The 23788-nt window shown below is 58.9% G+C and carries 24 protein-coding genes; 11 read left to right on the plus strand and 13 right to left on the minus strand.

The genetic code is table 11. The features are described 5' to 3' along the window. Window positions 1-11 precede the first annotated feature (11 nt). The 3 genes from QEV83_RS17725 to QEV83_RS17735 are packed head-to-tail and all read right to left on the minus strand — an operon-like array spanning window position 12 to window position 1493. Window positions 12-527 carry a phage tail protein gene (locus QEV83_RS17725; RefSeq protein WP_280128978.1) on the minus strand — a complete coding sequence of 172 codons (516 nt, stop codon included), beginning with the start codon at window positions 525-527 and terminating at the stop codon, window positions 12-14. A 60-nt stretch (window positions 528-587) separates the two neighbouring features. Continuing rightward, window positions 588-1124, minus strand: a complete 537-nt coding sequence (locus QEV83_RS17730; protein ID WP_280128979.1) for a transposase — start codon at window positions 1122-1124, stop codon at window positions 588-590. 42 nt (window positions 1125-1166) lie between these two features. Next, on the minus strand, window positions 1167-1493 hold the full coding sequence (locus QEV83_RS17735) for a YbjQ family protein (RefSeq protein ID WP_280128980.1): 327 nt from the start codon (window positions 1491-1493) through the stop codon (window positions 1167-1169). A 128-nt stretch (window positions 1494-1621) separates the two neighbouring features. On the opposite strand from QEV83_RS17735, the gene aat reads away from it, so the two are divergent. From aat to QEV83_RS17750, 3 genes are all read left to right on the plus strand, one after another. Then, window positions 1622-2299, plus strand: coding sequence for a leucyl/phenylalanyl-tRNA--protein transferase (aat, locus tag QEV83_RS17740; protein WP_280128981.1), 678 nt, complete (start codon window positions 1622-1624; stop codon window positions 2297-2299). A gap of 70 nt (window positions 2300-2369) precedes the next feature. Then, window positions 2370-4718, plus strand: coding sequence for a heavy metal translocating P-type ATPase (locus tag QEV83_RS17745; RefSeq protein WP_280131129.1), 2349 nt, complete (start codon window positions 2370-2372; stop codon window positions 4716-4718). A 79-nt stretch (window positions 4719-4797) separates the two neighbouring features. After that, window positions 4798-6294, plus strand: coding sequence for a methyltransferase domain-containing protein (locus tag QEV83_RS17750; RefSeq protein ID WP_280128982.1), 1497 nt, complete (start codon window positions 4798-4800; stop codon window positions 6292-6294). A 50-nt stretch (window positions 6295-6344) separates the two neighbouring features. Here the strand turns inward: QEV83_RS17750 and QEV83_RS17755 are convergent, their stop codons facing one another. From QEV83_RS17755 to QEV83_RS17770, 4 genes are all read right to left on the minus strand, one after another. After that, window positions 6345-7205, minus strand: a complete 861-nt coding sequence (locus QEV83_RS17755; RefSeq protein ID WP_280131130.1) for a metal ABC transporter substrate-binding protein — start codon at window positions 7203-7205, stop codon at window positions 6345-6347. 67 nt (window positions 7206-7272) lie between these two features. Continuing rightward, window positions 7273-8142, minus strand: coding sequence for a metal ABC transporter permease (locus tag QEV83_RS17760; protein ID WP_280131131.1), 870 nt, complete (start codon window positions 8140-8142; stop codon window positions 7273-7275). Window positions 8143-8189: 47 nt separating this feature from the next. Further along, entirely contained in the window at window positions 8190-8930 is a 741-nt protein-coding gene (locus tag QEV83_RS17765) for an ABC transporter ATP-binding protein (RefSeq protein ID WP_280131132.1), read from the minus strand. Between the two features lie 20 nt (window positions 8931-8950). Then, window positions 8951-9091, minus strand: a complete 141-nt coding sequence (locus QEV83_RS17770; protein ID WP_280128983.1) for a hypothetical protein — start codon at window positions 9089-9091, stop codon at window positions 8951-8953. Between the two features lie 197 nt (window positions 9092-9288). On the opposite strand from QEV83_RS17770, the gene QEV83_RS17775 reads away from it, so the two are divergent. Beyond that, window positions 9289-9906 (plus strand): SCO family protein, encoded by a 618-nt coding sequence (locus QEV83_RS17775; protein WP_280128984.1) that lies wholly within the window; start codon window positions 9289-9291, stop codon window positions 9904-9906. A 23-nt stretch (window positions 9907-9929) separates the two neighbouring features. Here the strand turns inward: QEV83_RS17775 and QEV83_RS17780 are convergent, their stop codons facing one another. Next, window positions 9930-10868, minus strand: a complete 939-nt coding sequence (locus QEV83_RS17780; RefSeq protein ID WP_280128985.1) for a transporter substrate-binding domain-containing protein — start codon at window positions 10866-10868, stop codon at window positions 9930-9932. A 110-nt stretch (window positions 10869-10978) separates the two neighbouring features. Between QEV83_RS17780 and cysG the strand changes: the two genes are divergently transcribed. Both cysG and QEV83_RS17790 read left to right on the plus strand, forming a co-directional pair. Beyond that, window positions 10979-12475, plus strand: coding sequence for a siroheme synthase CysG (gene cysG, locus QEV83_RS17785; RefSeq protein WP_280128986.1), 1497 nt, complete (start codon window positions 10979-10981; stop codon window positions 12473-12475). A 61-nt stretch (window positions 12476-12536) separates the two neighbouring features. Further along, complete coding sequence (locus QEV83_RS17790) at window positions 12537-13874, plus strand: TAXI family TRAP transporter solute-binding subunit (RefSeq protein ID WP_280128987.1); 1338 nt, start codon at window positions 12537-12539, stop codon at window positions 13872-13874. A gap of 5 nt (window positions 13875-13879) precedes the next feature. Here QEV83_RS17790 and QEV83_RS17795 read toward each other — a convergent pair whose 3' ends face one another. The 4 genes from QEV83_RS17795 to QEV83_RS17810 form a co-directional block, all read right to left on the minus strand. Further along, a complete protein-coding gene (locus QEV83_RS17795) occupies window positions 13880-14362 on the minus strand; it encodes a hypothetical protein (RefSeq protein ID WP_280128988.1) in 483 nt (160 codons plus the stop codon). 101 nt (window positions 14363-14463) lie between these two features. After that, entirely contained in the window at window positions 14464-15243 is a 780-nt protein-coding gene (locus tag QEV83_RS17800) for an SDR family NAD(P)-dependent oxidoreductase (protein WP_280128989.1), read from the minus strand. Window positions 15244-15262: 19 nt separating this feature from the next. After that, a complete protein-coding gene (locus QEV83_RS17805) occupies window positions 15263-16129 on the minus strand; it encodes a ChbG/HpnK family deacetylase (RefSeq protein ID WP_280128990.1) in 867 nt (288 codons plus the stop codon). A 52-nt stretch (window positions 16130-16181) separates the two neighbouring features. Beyond that, window positions 16182-16316, minus strand: a complete 135-nt coding sequence (locus tag QEV83_RS17810; RefSeq protein ID WP_280128991.1) for a hypothetical protein — start codon at window positions 16314-16316, stop codon at window positions 16182-16184. Between the two features lie 181 nt (window positions 16317-16497). Between QEV83_RS17810 and QEV83_RS17815 the strand changes: the two genes are divergently transcribed. Both QEV83_RS17815 and murJ read left to right on the plus strand, forming a co-directional pair. Beyond that, entirely contained in the window at window positions 16498-17505 is a 1008-nt protein-coding gene (locus QEV83_RS17815; RefSeq protein ID WP_280128992.1) for a glycosyltransferase family 2 protein, read from the plus strand. Window positions 17506-17518: 13 nt separating this feature from the next. Further along, window positions 17519-19051: a murein biosynthesis integral membrane protein MurJ gene (gene murJ / locus QEV83_RS17820; RefSeq protein WP_280128993.1), complete on the plus strand. Its 1533-nt coding sequence runs from the start codon at window positions 17519-17521 to the stop codon at window positions 19049-19051. Between the two features lie 16 nt (window positions 19052-19067). Here the strand turns inward: murJ and QEV83_RS17825 are convergent, their stop codons facing one another. Beyond that, window positions 19068-20450, minus strand: coding sequence for a M20/M25/M40 family metallo-hydrolase (locus QEV83_RS17825; RefSeq protein WP_280128994.1), 1383 nt, complete (start codon window positions 20448-20450; stop codon window positions 19068-19070). A gap of 290 nt (window positions 20451-20740) precedes the next feature. On the opposite strand from QEV83_RS17825, the gene QEV83_RS17830 reads away from it, so the two are divergent. The 3 genes from QEV83_RS17830 to QEV83_RS17840 all read left to right on the plus strand — a co-directional run bounded on the left by QEV83_RS17830 (window position 20741) and on the right by QEV83_RS17840 (window position 23585). Continuing rightward, window positions 20741-22072, plus strand: a complete 1332-nt coding sequence (locus tag QEV83_RS17830) for an FAD-binding oxidoreductase (protein WP_280131133.1) — start codon at window positions 20741-20743, stop codon at window positions 22070-22072. A gap of 313 nt (window positions 22073-22385) precedes the next feature. Then, a complete protein-coding gene (locus QEV83_RS17835) occupies window positions 22386-22766 on the plus strand; it encodes a tautomerase family protein (protein WP_280128995.1) in 381 nt (126 codons plus the stop codon). Between the two features lie 171 nt (window positions 22767-22937). Then, on the plus strand, window positions 22938-23585 hold the full coding sequence (locus QEV83_RS17840; RefSeq protein WP_280128996.1) for a hypothetical protein: 648 nt from the start codon (window positions 22938-22940) through the stop codon (window positions 23583-23585). Window positions 23586-23788: the final 203 nt, after the last annotated feature.

Raw genomic sequence — 23788 nt, forward strand, 5'->3', positions numbered from 1 at the left:
ACTGGACAAGGCTAATCCGTCACCGGTTCTTTCGGTTCAACGATCGAGGTGTCCCGCTCCCAGCCCTCATGCACCAAGGTAAGCGACTGAATCGCAACCCCGATGGCTTGCGCATCCAGATCGGGCAGCGCGATATATTCGCTCACCCAAGCACGAAAAACTTTGTAACCAAGCACCAATTGGCCAGCTTCATTATACAATTCGATGATGAGGTCTTTGCGGAAATCGGCGAGCGCGGATTCTGATCCAAGCGACGCTCCAAGTTTCCAAACCATGTTTGCCCATGCCTCGAAAGCGGTATCTTGAGTGACGCCGCGTTCGAGAGTGATCGCATCAAACTGGGTTCGGCCAGGTGATTTGCGCGAAGTCGACGGATCGCCGCCCTCGCGATGTTCAATGACCTCCGTCGTCCGCCGCAAAGCGCTGAGCCGGCTAATGCCAGCGACATACCGCCCATCCCATTTCACGCGAAACTTGAAATCCTTGTAAGGATCGAAGCGCGTCGGGTTTACTGGGAACTCTGACATTTCAACCTCCTAACGGCCCACCTTGGTTTTGGCTCGGAGTCCCGAGCCGGTTTGAACCGGTTAACGGATGCGGCGCGCACGCGCGTGGAACGTTGTTGCTGGAGCAATGAAGCTTGTGAGCGATGCAAAGCCGCCGCGCGGCGCGCGGAGCATAAGTTCGCGGGTTGCGACAATCCCGGCGACAGGCGCGAGACCTGGAAAAAGCCGCTCGAAAAATGTTTCGGGCACGCAGCGCAGACACGCCGCAAGCGGCCGGTCCTTGTTGTTGCCGCTCGCCAAAAAATCCCGTGTTTCCTCGATAAAGCCCGCTTCTGGAGCCAGCCCGCAGCGGAGCAGAAAGACTTCGGGGCCGCGCGCGGCTTGCAAGGTCGCGGCGAGCCAGTCCGCCTCATTGTCCGCCTCGATCAAATCGCAGCCGGCATGATTGGCGAGTGCCCTCAAGCCCTCTCCCGACGGTCCCGCGATCTGGACATCGCCAAGCAGGCCTTCGACTTTGGCCGTGACCAAGGATGCCAGCGTGCGCGACAAAACCCGGGCTGATTCGCGGCCCGGCGGGATCGCGCGTCTATCGTCGCATACGACAATGGTGGATAGCATGGCGTTTCTTAAAATCCGCCAACAATTTTCAGTTGCTGCCGGTTACGCGGAGAGCGGCTCGACCCAAACCGCCGTGCCATACGCCAAGACTTCGGTGATTCCATCCATGATATCATTTGCGTCATACCGCATCCCCACCACCGCGTTGGCGCCTCCTTGGGTGGCATGCGCGCACATATGATCAAACGCTTCCTGCCGGGCGGTTTCCGCAAGCTCGACATAAGCACCGATCTGGCCGCCGAACATGGATTGAATGCCGCCAACAAAATTGCCGACGACGCTGCGGGAACGAACGGTGATGCCGCGCACGATGCCGAGATGGCGGACGATCTTGAAGCCGGTGATGTCATTCGTCGTCGAAACCATCATGGAACAGCTCGGGTTCGGGCATTGCGTGACGGTTGAGAAAGCGCACGGATCAAGCTTTTGTCAAGCGGCACTGGGGCGATCTCCCGCCGGATCTTGACGGCGGCGGGCGTGGCGCTCAGTCTTGCATAATGAGCCGTCCCCACGACCAATTCGAGATTACTGCCGATATCTTGCTGCGCGCCTATTCCATCGGCCTCTTCCCGATGGCGGAGAGCGCCACGGATGACAATCTTTTCTGGGTCGATCCGGAGGCCCGGGGTATATTCCCGCTCGATGGGCTCATCATATCGAAAAGCCTCATCAAAACGGTTCGCTCCGATTGTTTCGAGATCAGGGTCGATAGCGATTTCGATGCCGTGATCGATGCCTGCGCCGCCTCCTACGAAGGCCGCGACAAAACCTGGATCAACATGCGGATCAGAAGGCTCTACCGCCAGCTCTTCGACCTTGGCCATGTTCACACGGTGGAAAGCTGGGCCGGCGGTGCGCTTGTGGGGGGACTCTACGGCGTCCATCTTGGCGCGGCATTTTTCGGCGAAAGCATGTTTCATCGCAAGACCGACGCCTCGAAGGTCGCGCTGGTGCATCTCGTCGCGCGTTTGGCGAAGGGTGGTTTTCGTCTGCTCGATACACAATTCGTGACGCCGCATCTGGCGTCGCTTGGCGCCGTCGAAGTGCCTAAGAAGGCCTACCGGCGCCGCCTCGCGGACGCGATGAGCCACCAGGCCGATTTCTGGAGCTGGCCGAGGCAGACGCGGGTTTCCGGGAGGGAAGCGCTCGCCGCCTTGCCAAGTAGCACAAGGTGATGCCCTTGGAATAAGCGCCCGCGGCGACTATGTCTCAACGCCAAGTATCTCCGGGAGCAACCTGATGTCCATGCATGACCATCATCGACACCCGCAGCCGCATCCAGGTGCCGCTGGCGAGGCGGGCGCTCTTGTGAAGGACCCGGTCTGCGGGATGGATGTCGATCCGCGTACCGCCGGACACAGCGCCGAGATGGGCGGCGCGACTTATTATTTCTGCAGTCAGGGCTGCAAAACAAAGTTCATCGCCAATCCCGACTCCTACGTGAACAAGCAGCCCAAACCGCTGGTGCGGGATGGCGACGCCACGATCTATACGTGCCCGATGCATCCGCAAATCCGCCAGCCCGGTCCGGGCTCTTGTCCGATCTGCGGCATGGCGCTCGAACCGGAGACGGCGAAGGCGGACAGCGGGCCAAATCCCGAGCTTACCGACATGGCCCGGCGTTTCTGGATCGCCTTGGCGCTCAGCCTGCCGGTGGTGGTTTTGGAAATGGGGGGCCATCTTTTTCATCTTCACATGCTGCTTGGCCAGCAAATTTCGAATTATGTTCAGCTGGTTTTCGCGACGCCGGTCGTGCTTTGGGCCGGCTATCCGTTTTTCGAACGCGGTACGAAATCGCTCGTCACTCGCAATCTCAATATGTTCACGCTGATTGCGCTCGGAACGGGCGTCGCGTGGCTCTACAGTTTGGTCGCGACATTGGCACCAGGGTTGTTCCCGCCGACCTTCCGGAGCGCCGACGGGTCCGTTGCGATTTATTTCGAGGCGGCAGCGGTCATTACGGTTCTGGTGTTGCTTGGACAAGTGCTGGAACTAAGGGCGCGCGAGAAGACGTCCAACGCGATCAAGGCGCTTCTGGGTCTGGCGCCGAAGACCGCACGGCGTGTCCGCGACGATGGCAACGACGAGGAGGTTCCTCTCGATGCGATTGTCGTCGGCGACCGCTTGCGTGTGCGCCCTGGCGAAAAAGTCCCGGTCGATGGAGAGATGCTCGAAGGACATGCAACGATCGACGAATCGCTCGTCACCGGCGAGTCGCTTCCTGTGGGTAAGGATGCGGGTGGAAAAGTGATTGCGGGCACGCTCAATCAGAGCGGTTCATTCATCATGCGGGCGGATAAGGTTGGCGGCGATACGCTGCTCTCCCAGATCGTGCAATTGGTGGCAACGGCGCAAAGGAGCCGGGCGCCGATCCAGCGCCTCGCCGATCAGGTCGCTTCCTGGTTTGTGCCTTTGGTCATCGCTGCCGCGCTTGCCGCTTTCGCCGCCTGGGCGATCTTTGGTCCGGAGCCGCGTTTCGCTTATGCGATCGTCGCCGCCGTCTCGGTGTTGATCATTGCCTGTCCTTGCGCGCTCGGACTTGCGACGCCGATGTCGATCATGGTCGGTGTCGGGCGCGGTGCCCAATCCGGTGTGTTGATCAAGAACGCGGAGGCCCTGGAGCGGATGGAAAAGGTCGATACGCTTGTGGTCGATAAGACTGGAACGCTGACCGAAGGCAAGCCCAAGGTCACTGCGGTGCGAGCCGCGGGCGGCTTTGCCGAAGATGAGTTCTTGCGGCTTGCGGCGAGCTTGGAGCGGTCCAGCGAACATCCGCTCGCCGATGCAATCGTGAATGAAGCGAAGGAGCGCGGTCTTGAATTGTGGGAACCCAAGGAATTCGATGCGCCCGCCGGGAAAGGCGTAGTTGGCGAAGTCGAGGGCCGCAAGCTCATGATCGGCAATGCGGGCTTTTTAAAAGCGAACGGCATTTCAACAGCGGAGCTGCTGAGAGAGGCGAACGAATTGCGCAAGGATGGCGCGACCGTTATATTTGGCGCCATCGATGGGGCCGCTGCCGGTCTCATCGCGATTGCCGATCCGGTGAAGGAGGCGGCGCTGGACGCGGTTAAAGCCCTGCGCGGCGAAGGTATTCGCGTGGTGATGCTCACCGGCGACAATCAAACCACCGCCGAGGCGGTCGCGCGCAAGCTCGGCATCGACGACGTGAAAGCAGGCGTTTTGCCCGTCAACAAGAGCGAAGCCGTCGAGGAGTTGCGCAAGCAGGGCCGGATCGTGGCGATGGCGGGCGATGGCGTCAACGACGCTCCCGCGCTTGCCGCTGCGGATGTCGGCATCGCGATGGGCACCGGCACCGATGTCGCCATCGAAAGCGCAGGAGTGACACTGTTGAAGGGTGATTTGCGCGGAATTTTGCGGGCGCGCCGCCTGTCAGAGGCGACGATGCGCAACATCAGGCAAAATCTGTTCTTCGCCTTCATTTATAACGCGGCGGGTGTGCCGATCGCCGCCGGCGTTCTCTATCCGTCGTTTGGCATTCTTTTGTCACCGGTTATCGCCGCCGCGGCGATGTCCCTCTCGTCGGTGAGCGTGATCGGCAACGCCTTACGGCTGCGCACCGTTGCGATCGAGTGATGCACATGATCGAGTAAGGCACGCATCAGACTGATGAAGTAGCTTGCCCGCATCGGATGCCGGTCGGGAAGAGTTTTCAATGCATAGCCAAGTTTCCACGTTGTTGCTGGACGCCCATGCGAGTTCGTTGGCGCTCTTGCGGGGGCAACATGCGCAGTTCGCGTGCGCGCTCGATCAAGGCGCGTCGTTGGTTACGGCGCTCCGTCATTGCGGGATTATGTTTTGGCGGGATGGGCGGCTGGATGATGCGGCGCAGATGTTGACCGCCGCTGCGGAAGCGGTGCCAGACGATCCGACGATCGTAGCGGAACTAGGATACATCCTGCGCGCGCAAGGCAAAAAGGCCGAGGCGATGCAATGCATGCTGCGGTCGCTCGCGCTTGATTCCTGTCAACTTCAGGTTTGGCTGAGCGCGGCGGGCCTCAGCAATGAGGCTGGCGACAAGAGTGCGGCAGAAGACGCCTATTTGCAGGCGCTTGCGCTCGATGGAAGATGCGCGGAAGCTGCTGTAGGACTGGGCCTTCTTTACGTCGAGGCTCGCCAATATAAAAAGGGAGCGCGTCTTCTCGGGTTGGCCGTGGATCTTGGTTCGGCATCGGCGCCAATCTGGGCCTGTCTCGCGCAGACACGCTATTTGCTGGGAGATTTTTCCGGGGCAAGTGCCGCCTTTGCGCAGGCGTTACGTCTTGGTCCAGGGGACTGCGCGCTCGTCCAGCGCTATGGCCGCGTTCGTTTGATCGAGACGGTGATTGAACGCCCGGTCGAAGAAGCGATTGCGGTCTATCTCAAGACCACCGGTGAGCATGCGGAGGATGTGCTCGACGTCTGTCGTGCAGCATTCCAAGCGCTTGGCGGGTATGGCCCGTGTGAAGCTGCAATACGTCTCGGTCGCGCCCTGCTAGAGCGTATGCCGGACGATCCCGTCATTGGTTTTCATCTTGCGACCCTGACGGGATGTGCTTTCGACCGCGCACCAGCCCCTTATCTCATCGCAAGTTTTAACAAATATGCACAGCATTTTGATAGGCATCTCGTCGAAGTGCTCGACTATCAGGTTCCCGAGAAAATTCATTTGTTGCTTGCCGAGACGGCTGGGACCTTCAAACATCTGCTGGATCTTGGATGCGGAACGGGTCTCGCGGCGCCTTATTTCACGTCCTTTGGCGGGACATTGACAGGTGTCGATATTTCGCCCGGGATGTTGGACAAGGCGCGGGAACGTGGACTCTACGACTATCTGATCGAGGAAGAGGTTGTTGCTTTTCTTTCCGGATGCGAAGCGACCTATGACCTGATCGCGGCCTTGGACGTGCTCGTCTATTTCGGGGATCTGGCGCCGCTGTTCGCGGCGGTGGCAAGCCGCCTTGAGCCAGGCGGGATTTTCGCATTCAGTTACGAGACAAGCGATTGCGAGGACTACACGCTTCAGCCGTCTGGCCGCTTTGCCCATGCGGCGCACTACGTCGAGTCGCTTTACGGCAAGAACTTTGTTTCCGTCACGTCCAAAGCCACGATGTTGCGGCTTGAAACCAATCGTCCTGTGGACGGCCAACTGGTCCTGCTGCGGCGCGTCTGATGCGTAACGCACAGACCTGTGCTGCTTCTCGCGACTTATGGACGATTCCGTTAGTCCTTCAGCGCGGCGGAAAGCTCCCTGACATTGTTGTGCATCATCTCGATGTAGGTTCCAGCTGGGCCGTCCGGAACGGATAGCGCGTCCGAATAAAGCGTGCCGCCATTTTTCGCGCCGGATTCGGCGGCGATGGTTTGCAAGAGTCTCGTGTCGGTCACATTCTCAAGAAAAACCGCTGGGATCTTTTGCGCCTTGATCTGGCGGATGATTTTGGCAACGTCGCGGGCGCATGCCTCCGTTTCTGTCGAGATGCCCATGGGAGCGACAAAGCGAAATCCATAGGCTGTCCCGAAATAGCCAAAGGCGTCGTGGGTTGTGATGATTTGCCGCCGCTCTGGCGGAATAGCCGCAATTGCCTCAGAGACTTCCTTGTCGAGAGCGTCGAGCGTGCCAAGATAATCATCCGCATTGGCGCGATAGGCCGACGCGCCCTCGGGGTCGGCAGCTATAAGAGCGTCGCGAATGTTTGCGACATAGATTTTGGCATTGGCGATGGATTGCCAGGCATGCGGGTCTGTTCCGATGCGTCCTTCTTCGTTCATTTGCTGCGGCTTAATTCCTTTCGTTGCGACGGCAACCGGTGCCTTCGTGCCCGAGGCCCTTATGAGCCGGTCGATCCAGCCTTCCAAGCCGAGACCATTCACCAAAATAAGCCTCGCCCCGGCAAGCTCCTGCGCGTCGGCGGGTCTTGGCTGATAGACATGCGTATCGCCATTCGGGCCGACAAGTTCGGTGACTACAATTCGCCCGCCACCGACATTGCGGGCAAAATCGGCGAGGATCGAAAATGTTGCGACGACCGGCAACTTATCCTCGGCTTGCACCTTTGTCTGCCAGGCGCTCACGATGCCCAGAGACACCAGAACTAAGGTTATAACATAACGCAATTTTGCCACGCTCTGTCTCCGAATTTCGAAAAAATCACGCCTCCAAATGCCGCCCTGGCTTCATGCGGCGCAACAGACCGCCCGCCGGCCCGAACACAAGCGCCAGCAAATACAGGATGCCAGAAATCAAGATAATGACAGGTCCCGACGGCAATCCAGCATGGAAGGAAATGACGAGGCCGGCATAGCCGGAGAGCATGCCCTGCGCCACGGCGATGCCGGTCATCGCCGTCATGTCGCCGGTGATCAGCCGGGCCGAGGCAGCCGGCAGCATCATGATTCCAACCGCGAGAAGTGTGCCGAGCGCATGAAATCCGCCGACGAGATTCAAGACAACCAGCGCCAAAAACGCGACTTGCACAATGCCGCCGCTGCGGCTGACCGAAGCGAGAAACTCCGCATCGACCGTCTCCAGCACAAGCGGCCGGTAAATCACGGCGAGCGCGGCTATTGTCACGCTCGCGATCACCGCAAGCAGAATCAAGGTTGCGTCGTCCAGCGCCAGCACACTGCCAAAAAGCACATGCAAAAGATCGATATTCGAGCCGCGCACGGACACGATGGTGACACCCAGCGCGAGCGAGATGAGATAGAAGGCGGCAAGCGAGGTATCCTCGCGCAAAATCGTGGTGCGGGCGACAATGCCTGAGCCGACCGCGACGGTGAGCCCGGCGATCAGACCGCCGATCGTCATCGGCCCGAGCGACAGGCCGGACACCAGATAGCCGAGCGCGGCGCCAGGCAAAATCGCATGCCCCACCGCGTCGCCGGTCAGAGCCATGCGGCGCAAAATCAGAAATACGCCAAGGGGCGGCCCCGCGACAGCAAGAGCGAGCGCCCCGGCAAGAGCGCGGCGCATGAAGGCGAATTCAACAAATGGCGCAACGAAGACGTCATGCAACAGCACGTGCGCGCTCCAAGGCTGGGAAATAAAGAAATATTCGCCCCATTTCATGCGGCCCGCGCGCAAGAATGTGCATCCCGGTCGAACGCCTCGATCATCGAGCGGGCTTTCAAAAGATTTTCCGGTGTGAGGACGGCATTGGTTTTTCCCTCGGCGACCGCCTCGCGCGCGAGCAGAAGCGTTTGTGGAAAATAGCCCCGCACGAGATCGAGGTCATGCGACACAACGAGCACGGTGCGCTTTTCGGCATGCCAGCGGGCAACGAGGCCAAGCAGATCGGCAACGGTTTTGGAATCGATCGCGGTAAAGGGTTCGTCCAGCAGAATGAGCGCCGCGTCTTGCAAAAGAAGCCGGGCGAAGAGCATCCGCTGCAATTGGCCGCCGGATAGGGTACCAATCGCGCGGGTCTCGAAACCGGCGAGGCCAACCGCTGCGATCGCTTCGCGAATTTTCGCGTTTTCGCCGCGGGCAATCCCGCCGAACATGCCGCAACGCTTCCATAGCCCCATGGCCACGGCATCGAACACATGGATTGGAAAGCTTCTGTCGATGTCGGCCGCTTGCGGCAGATAGGCAATATCGCGGCGGGTGAGGCGGGGCAGGGAGATCGCGCCAGTGAGCGGCGCAAGGGTTCCGGCGATACCTTTGAGCAAGGTTGATTTGCCGGCGCCGTTCGGGCCGCAAATGGCCAGCAGCGCGCCGCGCTCGACCTCGCCGTCGAGATGATGCACGGCCGGATGCCGGTCATAGCCAAGCGTGAGATCACGGAAGCGGATGGCGATGTCCATGGGAGGAGCCGCATCCCTTGTCATGCCAGTGCCCAAAGGACGGCGGCCCATAGGCTTGCGATGACAATCAGGGCATAGCTGAGCCGCGCCAGAGCTGACAAGCGGAGCAGAGAGAAAGCAGGCATAGGTTCCGCTTTTTGCCTTTCGCGGGCAATGCTCATGGCTGTTCCTAGCGCACCAGAGAGATTTTGTAGGTTATAACGTTAACCTCTGCGGCTCGCAAGACGACCGGCCTGGAAGCCCCGCCCCAAGCAAGGGCGCCTTGTCCAACCTAAACCTTAAGAGACGCATCAAGCAGCTTGTTATTTTTAATGTCCGGGGACTGGCGTCGGCGGCACGTTGCGATTAATTTCCCGGCATGAAGCAAGGATCAAAGAAGTCACCCCAGGAGAAGGCTGCGCGCCAGCTTCGTGTGATTGTCATTGGCTTCGCACTTGGCCTCGCAGCGCTTGGCGGGCTCGTTTATGCAGTCCTGCCGGGCAACATAAATCTCGGTTCCCCGGAAGTCGGCGGCTCCTTCACCGGGATCGGGCAGGATGGCCGCACGGTGACCAACGCGGATCTTGCTGGGCGGCCCTATCTTGTGTTTTTCGGCTATACCCACTGCCCGGACTTTTGTCCGACGGCACTCTTTGACATTTCCGCCGTGTTTAAGGAGTTGGGACCTGATAAAAAAGTCTCGGCGCTTTTCGTCACTGTCGATCCCGAGCGCGACACGCCGGATGTTTTGAAGAACTATCTGGAAAACTTCGATCCCCGTATTATTGGGCTGACCGGCGATGGCAATAAAATCGAGGCGATCGCCAAGACGTTTCGCGTCTACGCGAAGAAAATTCCGGGGGAAAAACCCGGAGACTATACAGTGGACCACACCGGGATCGTCTATCTGATGGACAAGCGCGGAAAATTCGTCAGCGCCTTCAATTTGCAAAGGCCGCCGCAACAATCCGCGCGCGAACTTGAGGCATTTCTCTAAAATCTCAAGCGGGCTTGCCCGGCTTAAAAAAAGCCGAGTGGAAAATATTTGAGATAAAGATTGGCATAGGTTCCCTTCGCCGCGAGCGTTGCAAGGGCGTAGTCGAGTGTTTGCCGTAATTGTCCATCGCCTTTCTTGACGGCGATCCCGACGCCTTCGCCAAAAAACTTTGTGTCGATGAACGGGCCGCCCCGGAAGCTGCAACAATTCCGCCCCTCAGGCCCTCCGAGCCACATGCTGAGCGATATCCCGTCGCCGAAAATCGTGTCGATCTCGCCTTTCACAAGCGCTTCGCGAAGGAGTTTTTGGGAGTCATATGGCTTGCGGACCGTGTCTGTAAAATACGTCTCGAGATAGGCTTCATGCGCGCTTTTCGCTTCGACACCGACGGTTTTTCCCCGCAGGGTTTCCGGCGTCGCGGGCAAGGAGGAGACGCCGGTCAAGGCTGCGAAACGGGCCGGCGTAATGTAGTATGGCCCGGAAAAATCAAGCGCGGCGCGGGTCTGCCCGTCGATCCGCAGTCCCGCCATCAAGGCGTCGCCCTGATCACCGTTCAGCGCGTCGATCAAGGTGTCGAAGCGGCGGGCCTGGATCGTGCAGGTGATCTTCAATTCCTCGCAGATGGCGCGAGCCAGATCGACATCGAATCCCGAGAGGCTTCCGTCCGGCAGCGCGAAATGGAATGGCGGATAATCGTCGCCGGTTAGGAAGCGCAGACTGTGCAGGCCGCTAATGTCGGGCTTGGCAATGTGATTGTGCGGGTCCCAAAAACTTGGGACGAAGACGCCGTCTGCGGCATGGAGAGGCTGCTGAACCAAAAGAAGCAAAACAAACAGAGTGAGACCAAGCTTACACTTGGCTCTTGCGTCCCGGAACTTCCGGCGAAAACATTCCTTCAGCCGGGCCGCAATGCGGTGATGTTCCACGTTGCCGCGGTTCGAATTAGCTGGCGCGCAAACCATATGTTATCCTTTGTGCGGTGCCTCGGCTTGGCTCATGACTCGGCGTGCTGGCCCCGCAAACTCTCACTGACCATGAACAACAGACGCACCGCATAGGACAAAACGCGCGAATGAACGAGCTTTTTTCGACCCAAGAGGTAAAAGGGGAATCTGGTCCGCTGATGCGTGAGCTTGCCTGCCTTCCGATCTTTTTTTCGCTAAATGGCAAAAAAGTGGTTCTCGCAGGCGGCTCCAACGCGATTCTCTGGAAGGCCGAGCTCTGTCAGGCAGCGGGGGCACGCGTCGAAATCTTCGGCCAAACCTTCTATCCAGGTCTTGTGACGCTCGCCAGCCGCTGCTCCAATGTCGTCCTCGTTGCACGCGGCGTCGAGCCTGAGGATTTTCGCGGAGCCGCGCTGGCGATCGCCGAGGCGGAGACGGCCGCCGAAGCTGCCAGGCTTCAGGCTACGGCCCGCGCCGCCAGCGTCGCGATCAATATTATCGACAAGCCTGAATTTTCGGATTTTCAATTTGGCGCGATCGTCGATCGATCACCCCTTGTTATTGGTATCTCGACCGGCGGCGGCGCGCCCAAACTGGCGCAAGCGTTGCGCGGGCGGATCGAAGCTTTGCTCCCGCGCGAGATCCAGCATTGGGTTGCGGAAGCCAAGACATGGCGGGAACATCTGCAAGCCCATGGTACGCCCCTAAAAACTCGCCTGCGGTTTTGGGAGCTCTTCAGCAATAAGGCCCTGGCCGCCCGGCGCGCACCGCAAGACAGGGACCTCGCGAAGTTGCTCGACGAGGCGAGAGCAGGTTCGGCCGCCGTTCCGCATGGGTCCGTCGCGCTTGTCGGCGCTGGTCCCGGTGATCCTGAACTGTTGACGCTCAAGGCGCTGCGCGCGCTGCAGTCCGCCGACGTAATCTTGTATGATGATCTTGTCGCGCCAGCCATTGTCGAAATGGCGCGGCGTGAGGCTCAGAAAATCCCGGTTGGCAAGCGCGGCTACAGGCCCTCTTGCCGGCAGGACCATATCGTGGCCCAACTGGTGTCGCTTGCCTCGCAAGGCAAACGGGTGGTTCGCCTGAAGGGGGGTGACCCAATGATTTTCGGGCGCGCCAGCGAGGAAATCGCTGCCGTGCGCGCGGCGGGTATTCCGGTCGAAGTCGTTCCCGGCGTCACTGCCGCGCTTGGCGCCGCCGCTACGTTGCAGATGTCCCTGACCGAGCGCGAAACGGCGCGACGGCTGCAATTCATTACCGCGCACGCCCACAATGGCCAGCTTCCCGAAGACTTCGACTGGAGGGCGCTTTGTGACCCTCACGCCTCGACCGCCGTCTATATGGGGGTCAAAACCCTTGAGCCCTTGGTGCAACGTTTGCTTGCCAATGGAGTGAATCCGGCGACGCCGGCACTTTTGGTGGAGCGCGCGACCTGCCCCGATGAACGCCGCATTTCCGGCACAATCGGTACCCTTGCCGCCAAAGTCGCAGCGGCGGGGCCCTCGGGACCCTGCATTATCCTCCTTGGCGAGGCTTTCGCGAGCGCCTTGTCTTTGCCGCGAACGCAAGCCACATTTGAGGACGAACCGCGCGGAGTGGTTCGCGAGATGTCTTCCAGGGCTTAAGATGCCCGCAAGCAGTCCCACCTAGAATCGCCGTGCCTTTGGGTAAGCCGGAGAGAATTGGATGCGTCGACTCATACTTGGAACGATCATCGGAAGCCTAACAGTGGCGGCGGCGGCCGCCACGGCAATTTATTACATCCAGCGCCCGAATGTTTTGCGGGTTGCGGTTCCGCATGACAGCGACGACCAGGCGATCATGACGGCGGCTGCGCTCGGCTTTGCGGCAGATCGCGAAGGCATCCGCTTCAAATTGATCGCGGTCGACGGCTTGGCCGAGTCCTCCCGCGTGCTCGAGGAAGGCCGCGCCGATCTGGCAATTGTGCGCAGTGATATCGCGATGCCGCCGAGTAGCCAGACCGTTTTGATCATGCGCCGGAATGTTGCCGTGTTGTTCGCCCCGGCGCAGAGCGGGTTGCATGCGATCGACGATCTGCGCGGGCACAAGATCGGTATTTTGCAATCCGGAGCAGCCGGAAAAGCAGACAATCACTTTCTTCTCGATACGGCGCTTATCCAGTATGACGTTCCTCCAGCCTCGGTGAAACGTGTTTCGCTGAGTGTTGGCGAACTCGCGCGGGCGATCGAGCATAAGGAAATCGATGCGGTTTTCGCGGTCGGCGTGCCGGGCTCTGACGGGTTGACGGAGGCGGTTGGCGCTGTTGCCGCGGCCGGTCATGGGCCGCCAGTCTTTCTCCCAATTGCGGAAGCAAAAGCGATCGCGCAACGTTCGCCGCTTTTTGAGGAGGCGGCGGTCATGCGCGGCGCTTTTGGCGGTGCGCAGCCGAAACCCTCGGTGGAATTCGACACGCTGGGGGTGAGCACACGGCTTGTGGCACGCAACTCGCTCAGCAACGAAACGGCTGGAGAAGTGACGCGGCTCATGCTCGCGTCGCGACCGTCGATTGCGGCGCGCAACCCCATTGCCAACCGCATCGAGGCGCCGCCGGCGGACAAGGGCGCCGCCCTCCCGGTGCATCCCGGTTCCCTGGCTTTTCTCGATGATGAAGAACAAAGCTTTTTCGAAAAATATAGCGATGTCTTTTACATCGGGGCGATGTGTTTGAGCGTGCTCGGCACTGGGCTCGCAGCGGCGGCGGCGAGGCTCTCTCGCCACAATTCGGCGGATACCGACAAAATTCTGTGCCGTCTGATCGAAATCACCAAGGCAGCCCGAACCGCCGAGCACGTCGGGCTTCTCGACGACTACGAAGAGGAAGCCGACGAACTGCTGGCGCTGGCCCTGACACCTGACGCGGTCCACGCTCTAAGCGTCAATCGAATGGGCGCCTTGACCCTTGCGCTGAACCAAGTCCGCCACGCCATTGCCGAGCGGCGGCAAAGTCTCGCGTCCCCTGTGCGCACCCATTTTGCTCCGAGGATCGTCCGCGAGGAGGGGTAGAGGAATTAAGGCAGGGGCTGCTTTTGGGAATCCTGAGGCTTTGGATTAATCGGAGTCGTCCTGTTGAAGACGGTCACCGATTCCGTCCCGGACTCGATGAGATCGAAGCGGTTGGGACTGGGGGGCGCCATCGTCCCAGGAGGAGGCGCCAATACCGCCGAGTAAATGCTGCCATTTTTCAGCTTGACCCATAGGGTGCCAAAATAATCGACTCTGTAAGTGCCGGGCTCCGGAGTCCAAGCTTGCGGCGCATCCGGTTGCGAGGCACCCTTGGCGCTGACGACAGTCTTATCGGCACGAAACTCAAGCCGCCACGGCTTATCCTTGGCCCGCCATTCCCCGGTCAGCGGGATGGTCTCGAGTTTGATCGAGCCCATGAGACTCCAGGCGCCTAAGCCAACGAGGCCAATGAGGCCGACGGCGCCAATGACAATGATCAAAATGCCGACCGGGATTCCCGATTCGGACCTTTTTGGCGAAACCATCATTTCCTCCCAATGCCGCGGCCGTTGCGCAGCGAATTATTTTTATGGCCGTAGAGATATAGATAAGTGGGGGTGGCGTCTCAAGAGGCTGCTCGCAGCGGGACCTATTCGTCTGGAAGGGGCTCCCGCTTCGCAAAGCGCCGCATCTGCCGGAAATAGAGCGGATAAGGCAATAGGCACACAGCCTTGAAAAAATATGCGAGGCGGCGAGGAAAGGTGATTTCGAAACCACCTTTTGCAAAACCGTCACAGATGATCTTGGCCGCCCTGCCAGCATCCATGATGAGCGGCATTTTGAAATTGTTTTGCGCGGTCATGTCGCTATGAACAAAACCCGGATTGACGATTTGCAGGGTAATACCCGCCTGCTCATAAGTGAGCTTCAAGGCTTCCGCCATATAGATCAAAGCTGCCTTGGTTGAACCATAGCCCGCCGACCCTTCGATGCCGCCAAAACCTGCGATTGACGCATTGATCGCGATCTGCCCCCTCCCATACCGCTTCATCGCCGCGAGGACGGGATCGAGACAATTGACCGTTCCCCCGACATTGATCTCGAATGTGTGCCAAATGATATCAGACGAAAATTGATTGGCCTCATCGGCGAAATAGACACCCGCGTTTAAGAATGCCAGGGCGATCGGCCCGTGCTCGGCTTCAATCGCGTCGGCAAGCCCAGCCATGGCCGGGCGATCGGTGACATCGCCGGGGAAGGGGAAAATATTTGGCGATTCCGCTGTCAAGGCGTCGAGTTCCGTTTGCCGGCGGGCGGTTGCCGCGACGGTGTAGCCGCGCCGGCTCAGTTCGAGGGCTACCGCACGCCCAATGCCGGAACTTGCTCCCGTGATCCATGCAATGCCGTCTTTTGGATGAGCGCGATACATGAATGTACCCTTTCTTCCCTTAATGTGGCGGCGCGCTCGAAAGCGGTGCGATCCGCGCTCCCTTCCGCGCTAGCATATCCGGAAAGGCCGGGGAAAGCAGAAAGCTGAGTTCGCGTTCGCGGCTCAGGGTCACCGGGTCCAGGGCGGCGAGTTCTTCATCACAATATCCGGGATGGCACATAATAAGATGGCGGTGTCCAGGAACGCGGAGATAACGGGCGAAATCGGCGGCGTAATCGCGCGCCGGATCGAACGCCGAAAACCCCGCGAACCCTTCATTGGTGGGAAAGCCACGCGCGGCTGCTTCCCTCGCAAAGCCACGGCCGAGCCAGGCAACCGCAAGCGCCTTCGCCACTTCGACACCGCGCCGCAGGATTGCCGAGGGACGATCAGAGCTCGTCCGCAGCCAGACCTTGCCCGCGAGATCCCTCCGTTCGAGGCACAAGAACAGAGATAAGCGGATCTGCGGCAGCATGTGGACGTGCTGGTGCCCATCGATGAAGGCGGGAGGCGCGCCGAAGTGTCTGGAAAACTGGTCAAGCTGACGCGAAATTTCTGCCTCGATTTCTGCCTCCGGCAGCGACTTTTGCCGAGCACCCTTGATGACTTGACGGATGTCCGGCAAGCGTCCGGACGCGGCGAAGCTTGGCATCTCTCCAAGCGGCTCGCCCAGCGTCAGATTGAGGTGAAGGCCGATGTCGGCCTTTGCCGTGAAAGGGCGGAGCGCCCGTGCGCCTTCGGGCCAAGCGGGGCGGGTCGTCATGACGCTCACGGCACTCAACCGGCCGGCGCCAATAGCCTCCAAAATCCCGCGGCTCACACCCGGTGACAGCGCGAAATCATCGGCACAGAGGCAGAACGAAAAAGAGGCTTCGGAACTCAGCATTCAAACCAACTGGAGGCAGTAGCGAGACGACAAAAAGACATGATATTCCGTTTTAACTGCCCTTCGTCGGAGGCTTTTTGGAAGTGTAACCCCAGATCGCAAGCGCAACGACGCCAATGACGAATGTGCTCGCAATTTGAAAAGCATTGGGGTTTTCGACCAAATAGTTTTTGATACTTGTGAACATGGATTTTCCTCCCAAGATTAACTGGCCATTTCTTTTATCGTATTTTGAGCGCGCCGGAGGTGTCAGTCTCCACCATCGCAGTCAATATAGCTGTACCCCATCCTGCGGCCATGCGCGTGCTATAAGCTGATTGTTCTGGTGCTAGAAGTGGCCGTAGGTTTTAATGTGAAGGCAGCCCGTCATGACAAAATTTGAGGCCGGGGCAGGGGAAGGCAGGCAGCCTCAGCTGACCGTCATCACGCCGGTCTTCAACGAGTCCCGGAATATTGAGGCCTTGTTGAAGCGTCTGGTACCGGTGCTTGAGCGTTGCGTGGCCTCCTTCCAGATCCTTTTTGTCGATGATGGATCGACCGACGATACGCTCGACCGGCTGCGTGCGGCTCATTGTGCGGACTCTCGCATTTTGGCGCTGTCGCTGAGCCGGAATTTCGGCAAGGAGGTCGCCATAGCGGCGGGCCTTGATCATGCGAGAGGTGCCGCGGCCGTCATCATGGACGCCGATTTGCAGCATCCTCCCGAATTGATCGAGACGTTTGTCGCGCGATGGAGGGAAGGCTACAAGAACGTCTATGCCCAGCGTGTCGATCACGCCGTCTATAACCCCTTGCGGCGGCTGTTGACGCAGCGCTTCTACAAGCTCTTCGGCTCGGTCGGAGACACCCGATTGCCGGAAGGCGCCGGGGATTTCCGGCTCCTCGACGCGCGGGCCGTCGCGGCGTTGCGCACGATGCGGGAGCATGCGCGGTTTTCCAAAGGGCTCTATGCCTGGATCGGATTTAAATCGGTGAGCGTGCCCTTCGATGTCGAGGCGCGCGCCCACGGAGAGTCGAAATTCAGCTACAGTAAATTGACCCATCTCGCTCTCGATGGGTTGATGTCCTTTTCGACCTTGCCCCTTAAGGTATGGAGTTATATCGGTTTGACCACGTCCCTGTTGGCGCTGACATTGGCGGGTTTCTATCTGATCCGTACCCTCATGTTCGGCGTCGATGTGCCTGGCTATGCTTCACTGATCGTCTCCATTACGTTTTTTGCCGGGATTCAGTTGCTGTCGCTTGGCATCATCGGCGCATATATCGGCCGCATTTTCGCCGAAGTGAAACGGCGACCTTTATATTTGATCGAGGAGCGCGTCGGCTTGGACTCCCTTGCGGCGGACGAATCGCCGGCCCGCCAGCGTTCCGCTTGAATCGAACTCATTGATGTACAAAAGCCTGGTTTCCGTCGGCGGTTTGACCCTGCTCTCGCGCGGCGCGGGATTTTTGCGCGATGTCTTGGCGGCCGCCGTGCTCGGAGGCGGGTGGATTAACGATGTTTTCGCCATCGCTCAGCGTCTGCCCAACCATTTTCGCACGATTTTTGGCGAAGGGGCTTTCAACTCCGCCTATGTGCCAAGCTATGCGCGGGTCCTGCAAAGCGAGGGTCTCGCCAGTGCGCGGCTCTTCGCGGGGCAGATTTTTATCGGGCTGCTCGCATCCCAGATCATCTTGCTCGCGCTCGCCTGGGCTTTCACGCCCTATGTCATCGATCTGTTGGCACCAGGTTTCCGGGCCGATCCAGAAAAATTCGCTCTCGCCGTCACGCTGACACGGATCACCTTTCCTTATCTTTTGTTCATCACGCTCGTGACGCTGCAGTCCGGCACCTTGAACGCCCATGGCCGTTTTATCGCCGCGGCCTTCACGCCAGTCGTGATGAATATGACGATGATCTTTTTTCTGAGCATCGCTTTCTTGTTCGAGAATCCTGGCCTGGCGGCGAGCTGGGGGTTGACGATCTCCGGCGTACTGCAACTCGTGCTGACCTCCGTGGCTGCGTACCATGCGGGAATTTTCGAGCATTTCGCGCGCCCGGCCATGACGAAGCACATCAAGCATTTCCTTGTCACGCTCGGTCCTGCTGTGATCGGCTCGGCCGGCAGTCAGATCGCGCTTTTCGCGGACACCATCATCAGTTCATTGCTGCCGACCGGCGGCGTCTCCTCGATCTATTACGCGGACCGCATCTATCAATTGCCGCTCGGCGTCATCGGCATTGCGGCTGGCACGGTGCTGCTGCCGGAGATGAGCCGGCGTTTTTCCACAGGTGATCATGGCGGCGCCCTGCACGCGCAAAATCGCACGATGGCCCTGTCGCTTGCGCTGACGGCGCCATTTTTCATTGCCTTCATCATGATTCCAGATGCCATCATGCGCGGGGTTTTCCAGCGCGGCGCCTTTACGGCGGAGGCCGCCAACGCCTCAGCCGCGGTGCTCACGGCCTATGGTTTCGGGCTGGTCGCAATCGTTCTTTTGCGCTCCGCCGTGGCGAGCTTTCAGGCGCAGGGCGATACAAAAACCCCGATGCTGATCGCCCTCTTCGCCGTCGCGGTCAATGTCGGCTTCAAGATCGTGCTGTTCAAGCCTTTTGGCGCGCCTGGGCTTGCCATTGCGACGGCCATTGGAGCCTGGATCAATCTCATCATCCTCAGTCTTTTGGCAATTCGACGGGACGCGATGAAGATTGACCTGTTCTTGTGGAAAACGGTCACGGTGGTGACTTTGGCGTCCTTCGTTCTGGCGGTTTTCGCGCTGTTTGCCGCCGCGCCAATCCAGCACATGACAGCAGGCCTTGGCCGTTTCGCCAATGTCATGGAGCTGATGCTGCTTGGCTTGTCCGGTGCCGCCATTTACGCGCTCATTCTCTTTGCTGGTTTGCAGGTGGCGGGTGTGCGGCTGCGGCGATTGCGCTCCTAATCGCTGGGGATGCTCCTCAAAGCGCGAGCGCGTTCAGGACCCGTGCCCAGCTGCGGATTCCCTTGTGGAACGAGGACAGCTCATATTTCTCATTGGGCGAATGCATGCGATCGTCTTCGAGGCCAAAGCCGATCATCAAACTGTCCATCCCGAGATCATGCTTGAAAGCACCAACCACCGGGATCGAGCCGCCGCATCCCGCCAGCACCGGCTCATTGCCCCATTCGGCCAGCAACGCCCGCCGGGCGCGCGACAGTGCCTCCGAACTGAACGGCAGTTGCAGGGCCCCCGAGGCGCCATGCGAAATAAATTCGGCGCGGCAATCGGCCGGCAGCCGGGCCTTGACGAAATCCTTAAAGTTTTCCGCGATTTCATCCGGGTCTTGCTTTCCAACCAGCCGGAACGAGAACTTGGCGCTCGCTTGCGCGGGCAGCACGGTCTTCGAGCCCTTGCCCGTATAGCCGCCGAGGATGCCATTGACGTCGCACGTCGGACGCGACCAAACCATTTCGAGAACATCCCGGCCTTGTTCGCCGGCCGGAACCGAAAGCCCGACATCGTTTAAAAAAGCGCTTCCCCGCGCGTGCAATTCACGCCATTGGTCGGCGATCTCCTCGGGGAGTTCGCTTACGCCATTGTAGAAACCTGGCAGCGCGACGCGCCCTTTGTCGTCGTGCAGATCGGCGATGATCCGGGCGAGAACATGGATCGGATTGACCGCCGCGCCGCCAAAGATGCCCGAATGGAGATCGCGGCTCGCCGCATGAATGACGACCTCCTCGAGCACGAGACCGCGCAGCATGATGGTGATCGCAGGCGTTTGCTGGTCCCACATACCGGTGTCGCACACCAGTGCCATGTCGGCTTTGAGCTCGGTGGCGTTTCCGCTAAGAAAAGCTGGAAGCGACGGCGAACCGGTTTCTTCCTCGCCCTCAAGAAAAAAAGTGATGTTGCAAGGCACGCCGCCGGTTTCCTTGAAGGCGCGGCAGGCCTCGACAAAGGTCATCAGCTGGCCCTTGTCGTCGGCGACCCCGCGCCCGACGATCCGTTTGCCGGTTGGCGCCTCGGCGATGTGCGGTTCGAAAGGCGGCTTATCCCACAGATCGAGCGGGTCAGGCGGCTGTACGTCATAATGGCCATAAAAAAGCACATGCGGCACGTCGGGCCGCTCCGCCTTCACATGGCCGACGATCATCGGATGTCCAGCCGTTGGCCGCACCGATGCCTCGCAACCGATGCCCTTGAGCTCGTCGGCAAGCCATTCGGCCGCCCTGGCACAGGCCCCGGCATAAGCGGGGTCGGTCGAGATCGACGGGATTTCGACGAGTTGAAAGAGCCGTCCAAGAGCCGAATCGAGATTGGCATCGATCTTCGCCAGGACCGTGTCGAGCGCCGCCATAGCTTCTCCTCATGGAAATCCGCGGAACTTTATCCAACATAGCCGCTGTTCAGCGGTCAATCGCTACCAGCCATAAAAATTCAACTTTACGAGGGCAAAGCCTTCTCGCGTTCACCGAATGCGCAAAATTCGCTTTACGGAGACCGGTTTGACCCTATCCTGGTGTCCTTCGTGCAAAAAGGGATGGATCAAATTTGAATACGGCCTCCCAAAGAGCGGCTTTTCCCGGCGTGATCGCGGGGTTTGAGGCCATCGTCGGCAAAAACCACGTCGTCGCCGATCCCGCCGGGATGGAGGGGTTTTTGCACGAGCCGCGCGCGCTCTTTCATGGCAAGGCGCTTTGTGTCGTGCAGCCAGGCTCGGTGCAAGACGTCGCGGCGGTGCTGGCGCTTTGTCATGAGACGGCGACGCCGGTTGTGCCGCAGGGCGGCAACACCGGGCTCGTCGGCGGGCAAAATCCCAGCCCCGATGGCGGCGCCATCGTCCTTTCGCTCACCCGGCTGCGAGCGCTGCGCGAGATCGATCCCGCCTCGAACACGATGACGGTGGAAGCTGGCATGGTTCTGACCGATGTGCAGGCGGAAGCGAGCCGCGCCAACCGGCTGTTTCCGCTGTCGCTCGGGTCGGAGGGATCTTGCACCATCGGCGGCAATCTCGCGACCAACGCCGGCGGCACCAATGTGATCGCTTATGGCAATGCGCGCGATCTCCTGCTCGGACTCGAGGTTGTGCTTGCCGATGGCCGGATTCTCTCGGATTTGTCGAAGCTCAAAAAAAACAACACCGGCTACGATCTCAAAAATCTTTTCATCGGTTCGGAAGGGACTCTTGGAGTCATCACGGCCGCTGTTTTGAAACTTTTTCCAAAACCTCAATCAGTCGAGACGGCCTTTGTGGGTCTCGCTTCACCGCGTGCGGCTCTTGATTTGCTTGGCCTGGCGCGTGACATGGCGGGAGGCGAGATCACCAGTTTCGAGCTTATCCCGCGCCTCGGCCTAGATTTCGTTCTGGGGCATTTTGACACGCGCGATGTGCTCGCCAAAAAATTTCCTTGGTATGTGCTGCTCGAATTGAGTTCGCAGAGCCGGGAAGGGCTTGACGCCCGCTTGCTCGCGCTGCTTGAGGCGGGCAGCGCGAGGCACATCATCGAGGATGCGGCGATCGCCGCCTCGCTCGAACAACGCCAAAATTTCTGGAAGCTGCGCGAGTTCTTGCCAGAGGCCCAAACTCTCGAGGGCGGTTCGATCAAGCACGACGTCAGCGTCCCAATTGCCGACATTCCCATTTTTCTCGAAGAGGTTTTTCGCGCTGTGAGCTACGCCGTGCCGGGCGCCCGGCTGGTGCCGTTTGGCCATGTGGGGGACGGAAATATTCATTGCAACATCTCGCAACCCGTCGGCGCCGATAGGCAAGCATTTTTGGCGCGCTGGGACGAGATCAACGCCATCGTTTATGAGATTGTCCTGGCGCATAAAGGCTCGATCTCGGCCGAACATGGAATCGGCCAATTGAAGCGTGATCTGCTGCCGAAGGTGAAGGATAAAGTCGCGATGGACGTCATGCGCGCAATCAAGCAAACGTTCGATCCGAAGGGCATCTTAAACCCCGGCAAAGTGCTTTAGAATTTATTTCTAGGTGCTCCCCCCTTATCCTGAGGAGCTTGCGAAGCAAGCGTCTCGAAGGATGAGAGAAGAGGTCCGAACCTTTATATCCATGGCGAGCGGCGCCTCCTGCGCGGGAAAACTCATTCATCGCATAGCGGCCAAGAAAGCGTATCTGAACTTTGAACTCAAGGATCATGGACGGCCGGAGGCCGCGCGCCTTCGGCGCGTCCTTGACTTCAAAGTTCAGATACGCTCGGGTCGGCCGCGCGATGAATGGAATAGCCTGGCCGGGCGGCCATTTTCTTCGTCGCGAACCTTGAAAGGAATCCTCATGCCACTCACTCGTGTTTCCCTGCTGAAAGGCAAGCCGCAGGAATATCGCAAGGCAATCTTGGATGGTCTCTATCAGGCGATGCGCGAGTCGTTCGGCGTGCCGGAAGACGACCGTTTCATGCTCGTCGATGAATATGATAAAAGCAATTTTCTCTATGGCGAAAACTATCTTGGAATTGCACGCGATGATGATCTCGTGATCATTCAAATCACCGTCAACAACACGCGCGGACCCGAGCAAAAGAAAGCACTCTTCGCGCGCATCGCAGAGATTCTTTCCAGCAATCCCGGCATCCGGCCCGAAAACATTCTGGTGAATCTGTTGGAAGTGCCAAAGGAAAACTGGTCGTTTGGCAACGGCATCGCGCAATATGCGTAAGGAGCATTCCTCAGCGTGCTGGTCTAAGTTCTGCAACAAAGTAGACCTCTCGACAATTGCGACCTAATGGGTCAAAAGCGGCGTCGTTCGACGTAGTTGTGGAAAACCAGCAAACTATCTAATGATTCGCTAAGCTAAAATAAAAGCAGGGCCGGAAACTATGGACACGCTGTGACTACCAGGACTGCCGAGGAGGCGAAAAGAAATTACATTGAAAAAATGGGTGAGGAGTTAGGGACGCAGTTTTATGCACTCTGGCTTGAAGTCGACTGGCTGCATGCGACCTGGGGGGAATACGTCCATTTGTTTAGCGAACCGAAGTCAGTGGAAATATTGAACCAAACAGCACCGGCCCTTTTTCGAATATTTCATGCTGCACTTTGGGAACAAACATTGCTTCGTATTGCGCGTCTAACAGACCCACCCAAAGCGATGAAAAACAGAAACCTGACAATCCAAAACCTGCCGGAACTCGTGGACCCCACAATCAAAGGGGCTGTGCAGGAGTTAGTCGATGCAGCTCTGAATAAATGCAAGTTCTGCCGGGACTGGCGTAATCGCCAAATCGCTCACAGTGATCTTAACCTTCTTATGAATGGATCAGCCAAACCGCTAGAGGTAGCCAGTGGAATTCGGGTCCAGGACGCACTTGGCGCTATTGCAAGCGTGCTAAATGAACCGCACTTGCACTACATGGACAGCTGGCTTGTTTTTTCAGGTAATGTTGGCGGAGCGGGGAACGCGCTATCGCTTCTACGGCTCCTTCACGATGGGCTGAGAGCACGGGCGGGAAAGACTCTCGGGGAATACCCAGTTTAAAGATCTATAGCGGCGTTGGAATCGCCGATGGACTGCGGTTTGTCGCAGCAGAGTAGCCGGTAAGGCACTTCGCGACGATGTTTCGCCACGGCTTACGTTCCGATCAGCGCAACATCGCCATAAGAGAAATTCCCCCAGATAAATCCTACCGCATTCCTTCGCTCGCCCCAAAGCCAAGCTTCGTACCGTGCTGCGCTTTAAGA

The sequence above is a fragment of the Methylocapsa sp. D3K7 genome (genome assembly GCF_029855125.1).
Lineage (GTDB): Bacteria > Pseudomonadota > Alphaproteobacteria > Rhizobiales > Beijerinckiaceae > Methylocapsa.

Coding starts and splice junctions, on each gene's coding strand:
- QEV83_RS17725 (WP_280128978.1), bottom strand. CDS start 527: ATGTCAGAGTTCCCAGTAAACCCGACGCGCTTCGATCCTTACAAGGAT.
- QEV83_RS17730 (WP_280128979.1), bottom strand. CDS start 1,124: ATGCTATCCACCATTGTCGTATGCGACGATAGACGCGCGATCCCGCCG.
- QEV83_RS17735 (WP_280128980.1), bottom strand. CDS start 1,493: ATGATGGTTTCGACGACGAATGACATCACCGGCTTCAAGATCGTCCGC.
- aat (WP_280128981.1), top strand. CDS start 1,622: ATGAGCCGTCCCCACGACCAATTCGAGATTACTGCCGATATCTTGCTG.
- QEV83_RS17745 (WP_280131129.1), top strand. CDS start 2,370: ATGCATGACCATCATCGACACCCGCAGCCGCATCCAGGTGCCGCTGGC.
- QEV83_RS17750 (WP_280128982.1), top strand. CDS start 4,798: ATGCATAGCCAAGTTTCCACGTTGTTGCTGGACGCCCATGCGAGTTCG.
- QEV83_RS17765 (WP_280131132.1), bottom strand. CDS start 8,930: ATGGACATCGCCATCCGCTTCCGTGATCTCACGCTTGGCTATGACCGG.
- QEV83_RS17770 (WP_280128983.1), bottom strand. CDS start 9,091: ATGAGCATTGCCCGCGAAAGGCAAAAAGCGGAACCTATGCCTGCTTTC.
- QEV83_RS17775 (WP_280128984.1), top strand. CDS start 9,289: ATGAAGCAAGGATCAAAGAAGTCACCCCAGGAGAAGGCTGCGCGCCAG.
- QEV83_RS17780 (WP_280128985.1), bottom strand. CDS start 10,868: ATGGTTTGCGCGCCAGCTAATTCGAACCGCGGCAACGTGGAACATCAC.
- cysG (WP_280128986.1), top strand. CDS start 10,979: ATGAACGAGCTTTTTTCGACCCAAGAGGTAAAAGGGGAATCTGGTCCG.
- QEV83_RS17790 (WP_280128987.1), top strand. CDS start 12,537: ATGCGTCGACTCATACTTGGAACGATCATCGGAAGCCTAACAGTGGCG.
- QEV83_RS17795 (WP_280128988.1), bottom strand. CDS start 14,362: ATGATGGTTTCGCCAAAAAGGTCCGAATCGGGAATCCCGGTCGGCATT.
- QEV83_RS17800 (WP_280128989.1), bottom strand. CDS start 15,243: ATGTATCGCGCTCATCCAAAAGACGGCATTGCATGGATCACGGGAGCA.
- QEV83_RS17805 (WP_280128990.1), bottom strand. CDS start 16,129: ATGCTGAGTTCCGAAGCCTCTTTTTCGTTCTGCCTCTGTGCCGATGAT.
- QEV83_RS17810 (WP_280128991.1), bottom strand. CDS start 16,316: ATGTTCACAAGTATCAAAAACTATTTGGTCGAAAACCCCAATGCTTTT.
- QEV83_RS17815 (WP_280128992.1), top strand. CDS start 16,498: ATGACAAAATTTGAGGCCGGGGCAGGGGAAGGCAGGCAGCCTCAGCTG.
- murJ (WP_280128993.1), top strand. CDS start 17,519: ATGTACAAAAGCCTGGTTTCCGTCGGCGGTTTGACCCTGCTCTCGCGC.
- QEV83_RS17825 (WP_280128994.1), bottom strand. CDS start 20,450: ATGGCGGCGCTCGACACGGTCCTGGCGAAGATCGATGCCAATCTCGAT.
- QEV83_RS17830 (WP_280131133.1), top strand. CDS start 20,741: ATGGAGGGGTTTTTGCACGAGCCGCGCGCGCTCTTTCATGGCAAGGCG.
- QEV83_RS17835 (WP_280128995.1), top strand. CDS start 22,386: ATGCCACTCACTCGTGTTTCCCTGCTGAAAGGCAAGCCGCAGGAATAT.